Below are 17,545 nucleotides of genomic sequence, written 5' to 3' on the forward strand. Positions count from 1 at the left end.
CGCCCACCTAGCGTTGACGGCGTCGAGGAACGTTCGCCGAAGGAGGCAGTCATGACTGATCCGTACCGCATCACCGAGGCCCCGGTCGCCGCACCGAAGAAGCCGGGCGGCCTGCTACGCCCACTGCTGTGGCTGGTGCTCTTCGTCAGCGCCGCGGCCAACGTGGTGCTGTCGACCGCGGCGGACAACCAGTGGATCAGTTCGGCGTTCGGCCTGGTGGCGGTGCTCTGCGCGGTCGCGCTGATCGTCCACCACCGCCGTAACCGCACGCGAGAGTCGTAGGGACACAACCCTCACCCCCGTCGCGCTCGATCACCCTCGCCATTCCGCTCAGATACCTACCCCCGGGGGGTATATTGAGGGCGAGGAGGCGATGAGTATGTCGCACGAGAACGAGCACCACCGGATGCAGACCCCGGGTGAGACGGTGGACCGACACGGCGACCACGGTGATCACAAGAGCCGCCGGGGGAACCCGAGCGGACAGCCTGCACAGCCCGGCGCCCACGACGGCCATGCCGGGCATGACAAGCACGCCGGGCACGACCCGGAGATGTTCCGGCGCAAGTTCTGGCTGAGCCTCGTCCTGACGGTGCCGATCGTGGCCACCAGTCACATGGTGATGGACTGGTTCGGCTACCGGCTGGACTTCCCGGGCGTCGACTGGGTGGGCCCGGCGCTGGGAACGGTGGTGTTCGTCTACGGCGGGTGGCCGTTCCTGCAGGGCGCGGTGCGGGAGGTTCGTGACCGGGCGCCGGGGATGATGCTGCTGATCGCGATGGCCATCACCGTCGCGTACGTGGCCTCGGCGGCGACCGCGCTGGGCGCGTTCGACCTGGACTTCTGGTGGGAACTGGCGGCTCTGGTCACGATCATGCTGCTCGGGCACTGGCAGGAGATGAAAGCCATCGGTCAGGCCCAGGGCGCACTGTCGGCGCTGGCCGCGCTGCTGCCCGACGACGCCGAACGCCTCGGCGGTGACGGGCAGCCCGAACGAGTACGGGCCGGTGACCTGGGCGTCGGCGACGTGGTCCTGGTGCGGCCGGGCGGGCGGGTGCCCGCCGACGGGCGCATCACCGACGGCCGCGCGGAGTTGGACGAGTCGATGATCACCGGCGAGTCCCGGCCGATCGGCCGCGAACGCGGCGACCGGGTGGTCGCGGGCACGGTGGCCACCGACGCGGCCATTCGGGTGCGCGTCGAGGCCGTCGGCGAGGACACCGCCCTGGCCGGCATCCAACGCCTGGTCGCCCAGGCCCAGCAGTCCAGCGGCAGGGCGCAGGTCCTCGCTGACCGGTTCGCGGCCTGGCTGTTCTACATCGCCACCGCCAGCGCCGCCGCGACGCTGTTGATCTGGACATGGATCGGCAACCTCGACGAGGCCGTCGTCCGCACTGTCACGGTGTTGGTGATCGCCTGCCCACACGCGCTGGGCCTGGCCATCCCGCTGGTGATCGCCCTGTCGACCGCGGTGGCTGCGAAGGGCGGCATCCTGGTCAAGGACCGCCTCGCCCTGGAGCGGATGCGCACCATCGACGCGGTTCTGTTCGACAAGACCGGCACCCTGACCCGTGGCGAGCACGTCGTCGCTGGAGTCGCCGCCACCGGCGGCGTCAGCGAGACCGACGTACTGACCGTCGCGGCGGCGGTGGAGGCCGACAGCGAACATCCCCTCGCACGGGCCATCGTCACCGCCGCCGCCCAGCAGGGCGCCCGGCGTACCGCGACGGGTTTCCGGTCACTGACCGGCCGTGGGGTGCAGGCCGACGTCGACGGCGTCAGCTACGCCGTCGGCGGACCCGCCCTGCTGCGCGAACTCGACGCCACCGCGTCCGGTGACCTCGACGAGCACCGGGCCGAGTGGTCCCGGCGGGGAGCGGCGGTACTGCACCTGCTGCGTCTCGACGGCGCGCAGGCAACGGTCATCGGCGCCCTCGCCCTCGAGGACCAGGTCCGTCCCGAGGCTCGGCAGGCCATTACCGAGCTGCGTCAACAGGGCATCCGCAAGATCGTCATGATTACCGGGGACGCACGGACGGTGGCCGAGGCGGTCGCCGCCGACCTGGGCTTCAGGCCCGGCGAGGACGAGGTGTTCGCCGAGGTGCTGCCCGCCGACAAGGACGAGGCGGTCGGTGAGCTGCAACGCCGAGGGCTTCGGGTGGCGATGGTCGGTGACGGCGTGAACGACGCTCCCGCGCTGGCCCGCGCCGACGTCGGCATCGCGATCGGCGCCGGCACCGACGTCGCGATCGAATCCGCAGGCGTCGTGCTCGCCTCCTCCGACCCGCGGGGGGTCACCGGAGTCATCCGGCTCTCGCGCGCCTCCTACCGCAAGATGATCCAAAATTTGGCCTGGGCCGCCGGCTACAACGTCGTCGCCCTGCCCTTGGCCGCCGGTGCTCTGGCCTGGGCCGGCGTGAGCCTGAGCCCTGCGGTCGCCGCGGTGCTGATGTCCGCCTCCACCATCGTGGTCGCGCTCAACGCCCAACTACTGCGCCGCGTGCAGCTACGCCACCCGGATGACTCAGGTCTGGATCGCGGGTTCGCCCCGAAGGATCCGGTGCCGGCCCCTTAGCAGGAACGCGTGGACCCGCCTGAGGTGCTGCTCAGTGTCTGACTCCCCAGGTTTCCGGGATCGTCCTGGCTGTACTAAATGCACCCTGCGCAGCGTAGTTGGCGCGCGTCCTGGTTCGTGTTCCGTGAACGGACCTGCATGCCTCAGCCCGGGTTAGTTCTCGCCGTCGAAGAGGTGGTGCAGGTAACGCTGTGGGTTGGCCAGGAAGGATCGGGTCAGCAGCACCGGCTGGGCGTTGTCGTAGTCGACGTGGCTGATGGCGCCGTCGGGTTCGATCTGCAGGATCCGGGCGTGTGGGGCGGCCAGCAGGATGGGGGAGTGGGTGGCGATGACGAACTGGGCGCCGGCCTGAGTGAGGTCGTGGATGCGGGTGAGCAGCGCCAGGCAGCCGTGCACGGGCAGGGCGGCTTCCGGTTCGTCGAGTAGGTACAGGCCTTGAGGCTTGAACCGGTGGGTGGCCAGGTCGAGGAACGACTCGCCGTGGGATCGTTCATGCAGGCGCAGGCCGTGGACATGCGAATCGGCGGTGACCGTCCGGGTGAGGGCCACCGCCGATTGCGTGGTCGAACCGGTCAGGCGGCCGAGCAGGCGGTGTCCAGCTCCTTGATGGCGGCTTCCAGGGCCTTCTTGCTGGGCTTGGCCTTGGCGGACTTGTTGTACGCGTCGCTCAGGCCCATCATCTCGTTCTGAATTTTCTCGGAGGCCGCGGCGACTGCCTCGTTGGCGCCTATCGAGTGCGCCAGGATCGCGACCGAGCCGGCGGCCCACTGGGCACTGACCGCGAAGTGCCCGGCCGGCGGGCCGATCTTCTCGGCCTCGGTGACCTTGGTCGCGTTGTCCTTGATGTCCTTCTTGATGTCGGCGCAGGCCTTCACTGTGGCCGCGTCGTTGCCTGCGGTGCTGGTCGCGGTGGTGGCCGCGCCGCCGGTCGGGGCGGCGCTCGAGGCCGCCGGGGACGGCGAGGTTGCGGTGCCCTCAGATTCGGGCTGCGGATCGCAGCCGGACATCGCGATCGCTGCCGCAACGGCCAAACCAGTCAGGACGAGTCGAGTTCGGTTCATCGATGTTCCCCCATGATCTTCATGTTCGGCGCACGCTACCAGCCCCGTTCGAACGGGTGGGATCAGTTATTGGGCCGACGAGCACCGAGCCCTGGGTGTGGAGCTGGGTGCGAGGCGCGTCGTGAGCGTGGACGACGGGTGCCCTGCAGTGCTCGCAGGTGTCGGCCTGGGCGGCGAAGATTGGTCTGCGTCGAGAACGTGCCCGACTGCGGGCCCGGTAGCGCTCCAACTTGGCGTCGCACTCGGTGATGATCGTCTGAGCTGCTGTGCCCGCTTTGCGGGCGGATGATCCAAGGGCTCAGCTTCGTTCATCGCGGTGATCGTTTGTCTGATGTGGTGGGCTGCGAAGACGGAGGCCAGTCCGATGCCGATCGGGTCGGTGCGGACGTGTCGTCGGCATCCTGCCACCGTCCTGTCGTTGTCATTCCCGGCGGTTGGTGAAGTTCCTACACTTGTGAGCCAACACCACCTCCGATACATAATGGGCAGTGCACTGAGCGCCGCTCCAGCGACCTATGTGATTCGCCGACCCGATGGAGGCCCGTCCATGGCGTTGAGCCCGGCGACTGGGGGCGGTTGCGGCGAGTCGACGCCACGCTCGCCGATTCAGTCGCCGAGGCCGGTCAATTCCGACGTCGAGTGGGACAGCTTCGACCCGCAGGCATATGTCCGGCACAACTACGCGGATCTGCGGTCCGACGATCGGGAGATCCTCTGCCGCATCCGAGACTTCTTCGCCGAGGCGAAGCTCTCCGACGCGCGGTGCGTCGACGTGGGGTCGGGAGCGAATCTGTACCCGGCGTTGTCGCTTCTGCCGTTCGCGAAGGCCGTCGACCTGTGCGAATGGTCGACGGCGAACGTGAACTGGCTGCGCGCGCAGGTCGACAGTTACGACGAGCTCTGGGACCCGTACTGGCAGGTGTGTGCGGAGCACCCGGCGTACGCGGCACTGGCGGACCCGCGCCGGCGCCTGGCGCAGGTGGGCCGGGTGGTGCGGGCCAGCGTCTTCACCCTGCCGAGGCACGCCTGGAGCGCCGGCACGATGTTCTTCGTGGCCTGCTCCATCTCGGCGGACCGGGGCGAGGCCGAGCACGCGATCGGTCGGTTTCTGGACGCGCTGCGGCCCGGGTCGCCCTTCGCCGTGACGGTCATGCTCGGGTCCCTCGGCTACAGCGTCGGTCGGCGGATGTTCCCGGCGGTGGCACTGCAGCGCGCCGACGTGGTGGCCAGCATCGCGACTGGCGCGTACGACCTGGACGTCCACGAGGTGCGGCCCAAGCCGCCGCTGCGGGACGGGTATTTGAGCATGCTGCTGGCCACCGGCCGTACCCGCGGATAGCGCCGACGCGGGCCTGTGGGACGCGCGGATGTCGTGCTGTCGGCGCAGCGTGGCGGCGCGGCATTCCATCGCGCCCGATTGGCCGGAGTGCCGACACGCGACCCTCGAAGCCTTTCAAGTGGCACTCGACTGGCCCGCTACCATGATGCTGTACGTCATAGTGGACCATCGTGGGCACGGCAATACCAGAGGTTTCGAGTCGACGACTACAACAGACGGCGGTGGATCATGCGGATGCAGCCGCGCCAGGAGATCCTCGACATCTGGCGGGCTACGGTTCGCAGTTGCTGGGCGAACGGTGAATGGCACTGGGGTAGCCGAAGTGGTAGCAACTCGATCAGCGACGCAGAGCAACTGCTGACCCTGTTGCTTCCCGCGGCCAAGGTCCCCGTGTTGTCACTGGACGACCCGGACCGCGCCGACGAAGAGGTGATCGACGCGCTCAGCCCGATCGGCGGCGCGATCGAGATTCCCCGCCGGCTGGTCAGCGTGATGATCGACTATTTCCGGCGGTACACCGACGACGCTGGCGCTCCGATCTTCGGCGGGGGTAGTTACCTCACCCCGCTGGAGGGCGGTCCGGAGCTCACCGACGAGCAGCGTTCCCTGGACATCGTCGACTCGTTCGCGGTGTCGGTCACACTCACGCTGGCGACGATCGGTTTCGTCAAGGTCTACCGGGGCTCCACCCAGCGGCGCGACCTGTTGGCGCAACTGGACGAACTGGAGGCGATGGCGGGCGCGCGCCTGACGGCGGCGATGGTCGGCCTGCTCCGCAGCTTCAGCACCTTCGTCTTCACCTCCAGCGACGAGTACGGCATTCGTCTGTGCGACATGGTCAACCAGGACGAGTTGCCGCGCCGCGAACTGGTGGCGGCGCTGCGCGAGCAGTTGCGGGACACGATGGCGAGCCTGCGTAGCGTGATCATCGGATCTGGTCGGGTGACCGAGGACCTGGACAACAGCGAGATGCTGTTCGAGTGCGGCTGGTCGTGGGGGATCATCTCCGGGGCCGAGGAGGTTCCGACCACAGAGCCGATCGGGCTGCAGCGTGAGGGTGCTGCGGAGAACGCTCCCTACCTCTACTTCACAGTGATCGCGATGGACGCCATCGAGGACCTGAACTCCGAACGCACCCGGCTGCTCGGGTTGCTCAACGAGGAGCAGCAGCGGCTGTCCCGGGCGCTGCAACTGCGCTGGGAGCTCACCCGGACGTACTGGGCGACGGTGGCGACCTTCGGCAACCGACGGCGGTGGCCCATCGAGGACATTCCCTGGCGGACGACCGACGGTGACCGGACCGACTACTACACCCTCCAGGCCACGTCGCTGGCGGTGAAGGGCCTGATCGCCGTCGGGCGCGGCGGTGACGAGGAGCTCGGGCGGATCGCCTCGGTGCTGGTGGAGCTGGCGCAGCGGGCGCGGATCACCCGGCGGGCGTCGCCCGGCGAGCCGGCGCTGTTCGTGCACGCGCCAGGCAAGCGGGTGACACTGAACGACGACACGTCAAAGCCGATCATGACGTGGAACGTGAACGAGTTCTCCACGGTGCTGCTGCAGCGGGCGACCACCGTCGCCGGTCTGCTGAGCAACGCCCGACGGCGCAGCGAACTGCTCGAGCTGGCCGACGAGGTGTGGGACCACCTGCTGCTGCGGCGCATCCCGGACGGCCGGCACCAGGGGCTGTGGGACCACGCCGGTGGTGCTTTTCCCGGCCTGGCGCCGAAGCCGGACGCACCCTCCTGGTATCTGACCGAGCGGGTGGTGCAGGCTCTGGTCACCTCCGGTCAGCTGCTGTGGGAGCGGCCGTTCCCGCGAGCCGGTCGGCTGGCCGACTACGCGCAGGATCTCATCGACGAGGCCGAATACCTGTTCGACCGGGAGTTGATGCGCGGCACCTTCGACGGTGAGGCGATGCAGCGCAGCATGCGCAGCATCCGAGCCAGCCTGGGCCGGGCGCAGTTGCTGGTTGACGAGCGTCCCGGCACGGCGGCCGCTCTGGCGAACACTCTCCTGTTGCTGCTCAACGACGTCGCCACCGGTCAGCAGAAGGCCAGCGAGGGGATCTGAATGCTGGTCTTCGTCACGTCGCACAAGGGCGGCACCGGGCGGTCGGTGACCGCGGCGAACATCGCCTACCGCAGCGCGTTGTCCGGTCGCCCCACCTGCTACCTGGATTACGACTTCGGCTCGCCGACCGCCGGCATCACGTTCCAGATTCCGCAGGCCGTCAATGGCGTGGAGGGCGCCGGGCCCAACGGTGGCGGCCTGCACCGATATCTGCGCGGGGAGATCCCGTCTCCGGAGCAGTTGGACGTGTGGGGCACCTCCGAACGTGCCAGCCTGCGTCAGAGGCCCATCGGGTCCGGTCCGCTGGTGCTCCTGCCGGGGCAACGCAACGGTAGCGAGTTCGGTTTCACCAACGACATCGCCAAGCGCTGCGCCGAGCTCTTCCTCCGGCTGGAGGAGGAGTTCGACCTGACCCTGGTGGACCTCAGCGCCGGCCGGTCGTACGCCAGCCAGATCGCGCTGGCCGCCACCGCGACCTCGACCCTGCGCAAGGTCGCCGTGCGCTGGTTGGTCTTCCACCGGTGGACACCCCAGCACGTCACCGCAGCGGCGGACCTGGCCTTCGAGGCGGGTGGGATCGTGGCCATGGGCAAGGAGTACGGCCACGAGCCGGACAGGCTGCGGGAGTCGCTGCGCTTCATCCGTACGGCGGTGATCGACTCACGTGGCCCGGAGGTCGGCCACCTCGGCCTCGCCCAGCAGGCCTTCCTGCGCAAGTGCGACGCGGAGCTGTCGGAGCTGGCCCGACGACGAGGTGTCGGGCGTACGACGCTGCTCGGCATGGTGCCGCTGGATCCTCTGCTGCAGTGGCGGGAGCAGCTGATCTCCGATCACGACGTGCAATCCAAGATTGCCAACGTCAAGACGGTGGACGCGTTCGTTGACCTGACCGAGAAGCTTTTCGACGAGACGGCATGGGACACCGCGTGATCGGCATGGATGTCAGGTTCCAGGAGGCAGCTGCGGTGCGTCGTACAGAGAGCGTGGCGTACTCGCATCTGTCGGTGGAGCTGGGGCACTTCTACGCTGAGGACTTCGGCGACGGGTGTGAGGAGCTCAGGCGCAAGTTCGAGCGGATCGCTGACTGGTCGGCCGCGATCCCGGCGCTGGCCCGACGAGGGTTGCCCGCACACCGGGAGCCGCGGATCAGCACCTGCTTCATGTTGGACGACTACTTTCACCGCTTCGGTACCCCCCGCGAGGTGATCCCGCAGGTGCAGAGCGCTGCGGCGGAGCACGGCCTGATCTTGGACTACGTGGCCCGGGAGTCCAGCTTCGCCCGGCACGACGGTGCCGAGCTGGCCCGGTTGGTGGTCGACACACTGGTGGTGGAGCCACCTCGGCACACCACCGGGAGTCGTCCACCGTTGAGCGAGTCGGGCTGGCTGTCCAACGGTAAGCGGTCCCCCGGGCACGTCGACGCGCCGGCGATGACCCTGCCACGTCCGTGGTCTCCGCCGTTGCAGTCCGGCGACCCCCGGCACTCCATCTTCGTCGACATCGAGCTCTGGTCCGACGAGCCGGACGCCCGGGTGTGGGCCTGCGCCCTGCTCGCCTCGGTCTGGCAGATGACCCGACTCGGCGTGCTACGGCATCGGGGCGAGACGATGACGCAGCCGTGTCGGCTCGCCGGTGAGTTGCCGACGGACTGGGACGAACTACCGGCGATCGTCCAGTTGAACCCGGCGGCCGCGCCGTTCTGCGCGTATCGCACGCTGACCCTGATGGGCACCCAGTACCTGCCGGTGGAGCTGGCCGTACGGACAATCCTCGGCCAGGTGGCGGTGCCGCCGGCGGTCGCGCAGCAGGTCGCCAAACGGGCCGGCGGCGAGGGCCTGCACCTGCCCAGCGAGCTGGTCGACCGGCTGAGCTACGTGTTCATCAGCGACTGAGCGTGCTCAGCGTCGGCACGGCTCGTCGACGGCCACCCGACCGGCCAGGTCGCGCAGCAGAGCCATGTTGCTCACGCTGATCTGATCCCGGATCCAGTTGACCGACGAGTTCCATTGACGGCTGAACCCGGGTACCTGCTCCAACTGGTCCCAGATCGGCCGCAGCCGCGGGTGCACCCGCGCGCCGGGCAGCCACAGGTGCAGCAGGTGCTCCAGCACCGGCCGCAGCCGCTCGACGTGCTCCTGCCCGGGGGCCGATCGGGTGACCACGGACTCCACCAGCGAGGACAGCATGGTCAGCAGCCAGTCGTGCAACGCGAGATCTTCGCAGAGCCCGGCCACGGCGGCCGGCACGTCCTGCGGGTCCAGCACGAGTTCGACCGTACGCAGGGTGGGCGAGTCCACGGTGACCACCGCCGAGACGTCCCGGTTCGGACGCTCGTCGGCCTGCGCGGTCCAGCGCAGCCGTGTGCGGGCGGTGCGTAGTGGCGGGCGCCGGTCCAGCAGGTCGGACATCTGCACACCGTCGAGCACCCTGCCGGTGATCGCCTCCAGGTTCAGCACGTCGGCGTTGTTGCCGTGCAGGAAGCCCGCGCCCAGGTCGGCGACGTCCAGCTTGCCGACCGTCTCCAGGACGCCGGGGTTGGCCAGATAGTGCGACCACGGTTGGCGGCGCTCGCCAGCGACGACGTGGATGACCGAGGAGGCCTGCACGATCCGGCCGCCGGTGATGATGGCCCGGGTGACGACGGCTCCCACCCCACGCAACTGGCGCTGTCTGGCGCTCGGGAGCCAGCAGTCGACACCGGTGCGGACATCGGGTGACACCGCGTACAGCGATGGACGCCGCGAGGTCAGCACCGCCTCGCCCTCGATCAGGCTGAGCACTTCGGCGCTCTGCTCCTGGGCCAACGCCGTGCTGTGCTGCAGAAGGCTGGTGTGCACCTCACCGACCGTGAGCATGGCTTCCTCCGCAACGCTGCCACCGACCCGCGCTCATCCCGCGGAATGCGGCTCATGCTGATTGACGTACACACCTCGCGACCGGCACTGACACGGATCCGCGGACAACCGAAACTCCGCGAGTACGAGATTCGACCGCCCGGATCCGTATCTGTTGATGGCCATCATAAGCCCGGGGTCGGCGGGAATCCCATGTACGGCGGGCGTTCGGAGTGTTCGCGGGTCGGACGGACGTGACAGCGGCTGATATTTTCAATGGTGCGGTCGCCAGCCACCCCCTGGAGTTTGCCGTTCATGAAGGTCTACATTTCGGCCACACAAAAGGACCTGCTGGAATACCGCGCTGCCGTGCACGCCGTGGCTCGCCGTCTCGAGATCGACGACGTGGCCATGGAGGCGTACGGCGCCGACATCCGGCCGCCGCTGGAGCGCTGCCTCGCCGACGTGCGGCGGTGCGACCTCTACGTGGGGCTGTTCGCCTGGCGGTACGGGTTCCGGCCGCCGGGCCAGGAGTCCTCCATCACCGAGTTGGAGTACCGGGAGGCGCTGGCGGCGGGAAAGCCCTGCCTGGTCTTCCTGCTCGCGGAGGACACGCCCTGGCCGGTCGACATGATCGACCGGGATGCCGACTGGCAGCAGATCGTCGCGTTGCGCCGTGAGCTCAAGGAGCGCCACCTCTGCGCCTTCTTCTCCGGCGTGGACGACCTCACCGCCAAGGTGACCGCCGCACTGGCCGACGTACGCAGTGGCAGGTCCCCGGCGCGCGAGCCCGCCGACCCGGACACCCACCTGCCGACGGCCGTCCGCAACCAGTACTACAAGCAGTTGTCGCTGAGATACCAGGCCGTCTCGGTGGACGCGGTCTCACCGCGTCCCACCATCGGCTACCTCACCGTCGGGCTGCCCAAGGTGTTCGTGGAGCCCCGCGTCCACGAGGACGCGCGACCGGAGATGCCGCTGGCGTGGTGGCGTTGGGCCGGGTCCACGCCGGGCGACGACGTCGGCGGGCTGCCCGGGGTGGTCAACCCGGAGGAGGTGGAGCGGCTCTGGGAGGAGTACGCAGCCAAGGACGAGCTGTCGTTGTTCGACGTGGTGTCCGACCCGGGCCGGCGCATGATCGTGCTGCTCGGCGACCCCGGCTCCGGCAAGTCCGCGGCCGCGCGGTACCTGGCGCTGACGCTGGCCGAGGTCTGCGTCGAGCCTCGACTGAGCGCGCTGGACCGGTACCTACCCGTCCTGATCGAGCTGCGCTCCTACGCCACCCATCACGGGGACGGCCGGTGCGACGGCTTGCTCGACTACGTCGGCCACCGCCACCAGCAGGGGCTGGCCGGTATCGACCAGAACGTGCTGGAGGCGTACCTGCGCCAGGGCGGCCAGGCGCTGTTCCTGTTCGACGGCCTCGACGAGGTGTTCGACCCCGCGCAGCGGGAAGAGGTGGCCGCGCAGATCGCCACGTTCGCCAACGAGTACCCGGGGGTGCTGACCGTGGTCACTTCGCGGGCGGCCGGCTACCAGCGGCACACCTTCGCCAACGCAGGCTTCGACCACTTCACGCTGGAGGATCTCGACGACGAGCAGATCGCGAGGTTTCTCGGCAACTGGTACCGCTATGTGATGCCCACGCCGGCTGCGGAGGCAGAGCGGCAGCGGCGGCAGATCCTCGACGTGGTGGGCAGTTCTCGAGCGATGCGCGAGATCGCCGGCAACCCTCTGCTGCTGATGCTCATGGCGATCGTCGGCCGGGGTCACCCGCTGCCCCGCAACCGACGCCGGCTCTACGCGCACGTGACCGACGTACTGATTTCCGAGTGGGATGTGACCAAGCAACTGCGCGAGAGCCACGGCGACGTGCCGTCGCTGGACCTGCAGGCGAAGCGTCGGCTGCTGCGTCACCTGGCGTATTGGATGCAGTTCCGCGAGTCCGGCCCCGCCGGAAACTACATTGAGTCCGACGAACTGGCGCGCATCTTCCGGGACCACCTCGTCGCGTTCTACGGTTTTGAGAATGAGCGGGCGCTCGCCATGGCCTACTCGATGATCGACAAATTGCGGCAGCGAAGCTTCATCCTGGAACGTTACGGACTGCGACTGTTCGGGTTCGTGCACCGCGCGTTCCTGGAGTTCTTCTGTGCCGAAGAGATCGTGGACAGATGCGAGCACGATCCGACCTGGGACCTCGATCGTCTGCGTTCGCTGTTTCGCGAGCGCTGGGCCGATCCGTCGTGGCGGGAGGTGCTTCGACTGGTCGCCAGCGCCCTGCCCGCCCAGACCGCCAACGAGTTGGTCACCCTGCTCGCCACCGAGGCCACTCAACCGTGGCCGCCGCTGAACCTGACCGGGCCGCCGTGGAACCTGGTGCTGGCGGCGCAGTGCGTGGCCGAGGCGCCGCAGCCCGCCGAACTGGCCGGCGCGGGCGACGCCGTGCTGCGCCAGGTCGTGCGTCTCATCGAGCATGGCATCTCCGCCGACGACCCGAACCTGGTGGATCTCACCGAGCAGGAGCTGCTGTCCTCGATCCGGGCGCTCGGCCCCAGTTGGCCCGGCCGGGAGATCTTCCTGCACTGGTACCGCCGCCGTGGGGTCCGGACCAGTTGGCGATCCGGCTCTCCCTTCGCCACCCGGATCGCGGCGGTGCTGTCCACCGCCGAGGAGCAGATGGAGGACCTGCTCGTCCGGGAGCTGGGGCAGGGCCGCGAGCGGCAGGCCCACCTCACCCTGGTCGCCGGGCTGGCCGAGGCCGCCGGCCGCCTCGAGGCCACCGGCGGCAGCAGTCACCGATGCCGGGACATCCTGCTCGCCCAGGCGCAGGCCGAGGTCTCCACCGCGGTGCGGCAGGCCGCCGTCCGCGCGCTGGTCGCCCACTTCGGCGCCGACCTCGACCTCGTGGACGTACTGCGCGACCTCGCCAAATCCCCTGATCTCGCGGTGCGGGCGCTGGCCGTGCAGTCCCTCGGGACCCGGTCCGAACTCTCCGACGACGTCCGTCAGGTGTTGGCCAGGGCCACCGGGGACACCGCCGTCGCGGTACGGCGAGCCGCCGCCGCAGTGCTCACCGCGCGTTGCGCCGACCTGCCGGACGCACCCGAGACGATGCAACGGCTGCTGGCCACCGACACCGACCCCGGTGTGGTGCAGTGCGTGCTGAAGGGTCTGCTGGTTCTGCCGGAGTACGCCGAGACCGCACGAACCACGGCGTTGCAGCGGGTCACCGGCGATTCCCCGGACGAGGTCCGACGCTGCATTCTGACCCAACTGCTGCCCGAGCGACCCAGCCCGGAGAGCACCGAGCTGTTGCTGAAGCTGGCCTGCTCGGACACGTCCGCGCGGGTCCGCGTGGTCGCCGTGCAGCGGTTGGCGCTCGTACCCGACCCGGAGGGGCGCTGCCGGGCCCGGCTGATCGATCAGATCGAGCAGGACGAGGAGTCCTCCGTGCGGGCCGCCGCGGTCACCGCTCTGATCGACCGGGACCGCGCCGACGACACCGGGTGGACCGTGGTGGCCCGCTCGGCTCACGTCGACGAGGATGCGACGGTACGCCTCGCCGCGGTGCGCGCGCTGGCCGAGGCCTACCCCGACCACCGCACCGGGGAACTGCTGCTGGAGAGCGCTCGACGCGATCCGACCGCGAGCGTCCGGCTCGCCGCGGTCGACCTGCTCACCGGGCGACCGCTGTTCGGCCACGCGACCCGGGATCTGCTCATCAGCCGCGCCTCCCAGGAGCGGGACCCGATCGTCCGGCTGCGGGTCACCCGTAGCCTGGCCCGTCTCGCCGACCCACCGGACCTTGAGGTGCGGGAGTGCCTTGCCGAGCAGGTCAGTCGGGACCCCGACCCGAACGTGCTGTGCGCCGCCGCCCAGGCGCTCGCCCGCCACGGCGACGCCCCGGGCCTGATGGAGACACTGTGCCGGCGGGCCCGCCGAGACAGCTACGTCGGCATCCGGTTGGCCGCCGTGCAGACCCTCTGCGCGTACGGGAGCCCGGAACTGGTGACCGACGTGCTGCTGGAATGCGTCGAGTCCGACACCGACCCGACCGTGTTCGATGCGGCCGTGCGTTGTCTGACCGAGCAGGGCTCGGCGTCCATGGCGGTGACGCTGCGGCTCATGCGCCGTCTGTCGGACCAGGACCCGGCGATCCGCGCCCGCATCGCCGCCGCGCTCGGCGAGCACTTCGGCGCCGACCCGGAGGTTCAGGTGCTGCTGGTCGGGCTGGTCCGCGACGATCCGGCCCTGGAGGTTCGCCGCCGGGCCGTGGAGCAGCTGGGCGCCAGCCTGGCCGGCCGCACGGGGGTACGGGACCTGCTGCTGCGGCTGGCTGACGACGACGACTGGGAGATCCGCCGGACCGCGCTGCTCGCGTTGACCCGTCACTACGACAGGGACACCCGGACCCGGGAGGTGCTCGTGCGGCTCGCGCATCAGGAGGATGACGGCGCGGTGCGGCGGCTGGCCGGGCAACTGCTGGCCACGCTGCCCGACACCCGACCCGACGACTTTCCGTGATCGAGCCGGAGCCGTAGGTGCACGCGCGTGCGCGTCAAGCGACGATCCGATCGACCTCGTCAAATACCATGAGCTCATGACGGATCCCGTCGCCGGCTCGTCCCGCCCGGTCGGCTGGAGTCTGCGAGTCCTCTTCGGAGTGATCGGGCTGGCCGCTCTCGTCCTCGGCTATGTCGGCTTCGAGCGCCTGCTCCAGGCCCGACCGGGCGTCGCCCACGATCCGTACGACGTTCTCTACTACGACCTGCAACTCTTCGTCTTCGGCGCCGAACCCTTCCAGGACGCCGGCCCCTACCCGTGGCAGCTGCAGGTCGCCCGGTTCGCCGCCCCGCTGTTCACGCTCCTCGCCGTGGCCGAGGCCAGCCGGCTGCTGCTGGCCGCCGAGACTCGCCGCCTGCGCGCCCGGCGGGCACGTGGCCACGTCCTGGTCTGCGGCGACTCCCAGTTCGCCCACATGCTCGCCGACCGGCTCTTCGCCGACGGTGAACGTGTGGTGGTGGTGCGCTCCGAACCGTTCGGGCCGCTGGAGTACCGGTGGCGCCGGTACCTCGGCGTGGTCGGCGACCCGACCAGCCCCGAGGTGTTGCGCGGCGCCGGTCTGCCCCGAGCCCACACCATCTACGCCTGCAGCGAGGACGACGACCGCAACCACGCGATCGCCAACACCGCCAACCGGCTCATCCAGGACCGACGGCAACCACCGCGGGTCTACATCCTGGTTCACGACTCGGAGATGTGTCTGTCCCTGCAGGCCCGACGACTCGGTGCCGCCGGGTCCAGCCGGCTGCGGCTGGACTACTTCCACGTCGACGACGTCGCCGCACGCGCACTGCACCGGCACCACCCGCTGCCCAGCGGGGGAGACCAACCAACCAGGATCCTCATCGCGGGCACCGGCACCTTCCGCCGGGCTCTCCTGGTGGAGACCGCCCGGCACTGGCGCGCATCCCGAGCCGACACCCCGGGGGGCCACGCGGTGCCACCCCTGCGGGTGGACGTCGTGGCACCGGATGCCGGCACCGAGATCGCTCTGGCGTCGTCGCGTTACCCGTTCCTGGCCACCGTCTGCCAGTTGACCGCGTACGACCTGGATCTCGACGGTGTCGTCGGTCTCGGCCGCGACGGCTACGACCGCATCTACGTCTGCGCACCGGACGAGATCAGCGGCCTGCAGTTCGTGCTGGACACGCCCGCCCTGTGGCAGGGCGCCGAGAGTGCCGTGTTCGTGCCGGTCTACCGGCAGGCGGCGCTCGCCGCGGCCTTCCACGGCGACTCCCGTCACGACCTGCTCGACGAGGTGCACGGCAAACTCCGCCTCTATCCGGTGCTCACCCACGCCTGCGACGCCCGGCTGATCGCCGAGGACCTCACCGAGCGGCTGGCCCGGCTGATCCACGAGCGGTACGTCCAGGCCCAGCAGCGCGCCGGGGTACGACTCGGCGATGCCCCGGCGATGGTGGACTGGTCACGACTACCCGAGTCGTTGCGGCGGGCCAACCGGGCCCACGTGCAGGACATCGCCGCCAAGCTGTTGGATCTCGGTTGTGTCGTGGCGCCCCGGCACGGTGGCACCGGTGACGCCTCCGCCGCCGGGCAGGCCATCGACGACCGGATCGAGGAACTCGCCCAACTGGAGCACGACCGGTGGTGCCGGGAACGGCGCGGGGACGGGTGGACGTACGGCGACCCGCGTGATGACGTCCAGCGGCGACATCCCGCCCTGCGGCCGTGGGACGAACTGCCGTCCGACGTGCAGGAGCAGAATCGCGAGGGGATCCGGGCACTGCCTGACGTGCTGTCCGACAGCGGGTTCGAGCTGATCCGGCTGGCACCCCCGGTGCCCGCGCAGCGGAGAGGCCCGAGGGATGCCGCCTGACCTCGCCCCGGTCCGCGTCGGCGTGACCGGGCACATCAACCTGACCCGCGACACCGAGCTGCTCGTCGCCGACGCTCTCCGCGTCGAGTTGGGCCGGATCAGCGACCGGCCCGTGCACGGCGTGACCTGCCTGGCGGCCGGCGCAGACCAGGTCTTCGCGCGCACGATCCTCGATCTGGGCGGCACCTACGAGGTGATCCTGCCGGCCCGCGACTACCGGGTCGCGGTGATCAGGCCGGAGAATCGGCTGGCCTTCGACGAGCTGCTCGACCGGGCGGCAGCGGTTGTCCACACCGGTTACGACCGCTCGGACACCGCCGCCTACGTGGTTGCCAACCGGGAGCTGGTCCGACGGGTGCAGCGACTCGTGGCGGTGTGGGACGGCAAACCTGGCCGTCACCCCGCGTCGACGGACCGGACCATCGACTGGGCGCGGCACCACGGCGTCCCGACCACGATCCTCTGGCCTGTCGGTGCCCGCCGAACGCCCACCGAGGGCTGACGGGCCGGTCCTGCTGTCGGTGGAGAATGGTGAGTTACCGCAGTGCTGCTGCGAGGTCGGCGGCGTTGTCGAACGCGGGTGACGCCCTTTCGGATTGGTCTTGCGTGAGCGTGACGGACCGGGCACGGGCCAGCATCTCGGCCGCAGTCTTTGGATCGCGCAGCACCATCGCGAGTTCGGCGCGGTAGACCAGGACCTCTACCTGCTCGACCGGGTCGTCGTCGGCGTGCGGGCGGGCCAACGCGCTGTCGAGGATCCGAACGGCCTGTTCGGCGCTTCCCCTGGAATCTGCCTGCACGACAGCATTCGCCAGGGCCTTGGCCAGCCGCCCGGCAGGCGTGGCGGCCGGCATGGGCGCGGCGGCGGCGTCCCGAAAGACGCGGATCCAGTTGCCGCCCGGGTCGATGACGCTGAATCCGCCCAACCCGTCGGCGTTCTTCCGCGCCCGGGGCCGGGTCATCCGCGGCGTTCCGGACACCAGCACTTTGCCGTACGCGGCGCGCATGCCGGCCGCGAATGCCCGATGTAGTCCCTCGATGTCCGTGGTGAGTACGAGGCAAGAGCCGTAGGACTGCTCCGGGTCGAATCCGGCGATCTCGAAGAACTGCAGATGCAGGTCTTCGCGCTGCACCCCCACACACGCGTTGGGCTTGCGTTGCTTGTAGGTGGTGCGGAAACCGAGAACTCCATAGAAGGTTTCGATGTCGTCAATGGATGCGCACGGCAGCAGGGGAACGGTCCGCTCGTTGGTCATGCCTCCT

Annotated in this window: 13 protein-coding genes; 9 read left to right on the forward strand and 4 right to left on the reverse strand. The window is 69.6% G+C overall.

The window, feature by feature from the left end:
* Positions 1–51: 51 nt before the first annotated feature.
* Together GA0070561_RS23000 and GA0070561_RS23005 are read left to right on the forward strand one after the other, a co-directional pair.
* Positions 52–282 (forward strand): hypothetical protein, encoded by a 231-nt coding sequence (locus GA0070561_RS23000; RefSeq protein ID WP_091404631.1) that lies wholly within the window; start codon positions 52–54, stop codon positions 280–282.
* Positions 283–379: 97 nt separating this feature from the next.
* The gene (locus tag GA0070561_RS23005; RefSeq protein ID WP_167362471.1) at positions 380–2,575 is read left to right on the forward strand and encodes a heavy metal translocating P-type ATPase; all 2,196 of its coding nucleotides are present in this window, start codon (positions 380–382) and stop codon (positions 2,573–2,575) included.
* A 153-nt stretch (positions 2,576–2,728) separates the two neighbouring features.
* On the opposite strand, the gene GA0070561_RS23010 is transcribed toward GA0070561_RS23005, so the two are convergent.
* The gene (locus GA0070561_RS23010; RefSeq protein WP_244166390.1) at positions 2,729–3,124 is read right to left on the reverse strand and encodes a hypothetical protein; all 396 of its coding nucleotides are present in this window, start codon (positions 3,122–3,124) and stop codon (positions 2,729–2,731) included.
* A 23-nt stretch (positions 3,125–3,147) separates the two neighbouring features.
* On the reverse strand, positions 3,148–3,636 hold the full coding sequence (locus GA0070561_RS33705) for a hypothetical protein (RefSeq protein ID WP_167362472.1): 489 nt from the start codon (positions 3,634–3,636) through the stop codon (positions 3,148–3,150).
* 547 nt (positions 3,637–4,183) lie between these two features.
* Between GA0070561_RS33705 and GA0070561_RS23020 the strand changes: the two genes are divergently transcribed.
* From GA0070561_RS23020 to GA0070561_RS23035, 4 genes are all read left to right on the forward strand, one after another.
* Complete coding sequence (locus tag GA0070561_RS23020) at positions 4,184–4,975, forward strand: SCO2525 family SAM-dependent methyltransferase (protein ID WP_091404642.1); 792 nt, start codon at positions 4,184–4,186, stop codon at positions 4,973–4,975.
* 228 nt (positions 4,976–5,203) lie between these two features.
* Positions 5,204–7,045 carry an SCO2524 family protein gene (locus GA0070561_RS23025; protein ID WP_112620071.1) on the forward strand — a complete coding sequence of 614 codons (1,842 nt, stop codon included), beginning with the start codon at positions 5,204–5,206 and terminating at the stop codon, positions 7,043–7,045.
* Entirely contained in the window at positions 7,046–7,975 is a 930-nt protein-coding gene (locus tag GA0070561_RS23030) for an SCO2523 family variant P-loop protein (protein WP_091404650.1), read from the forward strand.
* 5 nt (positions 7,976–7,980) lie between these two features.
* Complete coding sequence (locus GA0070561_RS23035) at positions 7,981–8,937, forward strand: SCO2522 family protein (RefSeq protein WP_258395631.1); 957 nt, start codon at positions 7,981–7,983, stop codon at positions 8,935–8,937.
* A gap of 6 nt (positions 8,938–8,943) precedes the next feature.
* Here the strand turns inward: GA0070561_RS23035 and GA0070561_RS33710 are convergent, their stop codons facing one another.
* Complete coding sequence (locus tag GA0070561_RS33710) at positions 8,944–9,900, reverse strand: SCO2521 family protein (RefSeq protein WP_091404653.1); 957 nt, start codon at positions 9,898–9,900, stop codon at positions 8,944–8,946.
* 294 nt (positions 9,901–10,194) lie between these two features.
* Between GA0070561_RS33710 and GA0070561_RS23045 the strand changes: the two genes are divergently transcribed.
* The 3 genes from GA0070561_RS23045 (at position 10,195) to GA0070561_RS23055 (ending at position 16,784) form a co-directional block, all read left to right on the forward strand.
* Positions 10,195–14,406: a HEAT repeat domain-containing protein gene (locus tag GA0070561_RS23045; RefSeq protein WP_167362473.1), complete on the forward strand. Its 4,212-nt coding sequence runs from the start codon at positions 10,195–10,197 to the stop codon at positions 14,404–14,406.
* A 76-nt stretch (positions 14,407–14,482) separates the two neighbouring features.
* Positions 14,483–16,282 carry a RyR domain-containing protein gene (locus GA0070561_RS23050; RefSeq protein WP_167362474.1) on the forward strand — a complete coding sequence of 600 codons (1,800 nt, stop codon included), beginning with the start codon at positions 14,483–14,485 and terminating at the stop codon, positions 16,280–16,282.
* On the forward strand, positions 16,272–16,784 hold the full coding sequence (locus tag GA0070561_RS23055) for a hypothetical protein (RefSeq protein ID WP_091404666.1): 513 nt from the start codon (positions 16,272–16,274) through the stop codon (positions 16,782–16,784). The genes GA0070561_RS23050 and GA0070561_RS23055 overlap by 11 nt, the downstream gene beginning before the upstream one ends.
* Positions 16,785–16,818: 34 nt before the next feature.
* Here GA0070561_RS23055 and GA0070561_RS23060 read toward each other — a convergent pair whose 3' ends face one another.
* Positions 16,819–17,538, reverse strand: a complete 720-nt coding sequence (locus tag GA0070561_RS23060; RefSeq protein WP_091404671.1) for a VOC family protein — start codon at positions 17,536–17,538, stop codon at positions 16,819–16,821.
* Positions 17,539–17,545 lie beyond the last annotated feature (7 nt).

The organism is Micromonospora saelicesensis, assembly GCF_900091575.1.
GTDB lineage: Bacteria > Actinomycetota > Actinomycetes > Mycobacteriales > Micromonosporaceae > Micromonospora > Micromonospora saelicesensis.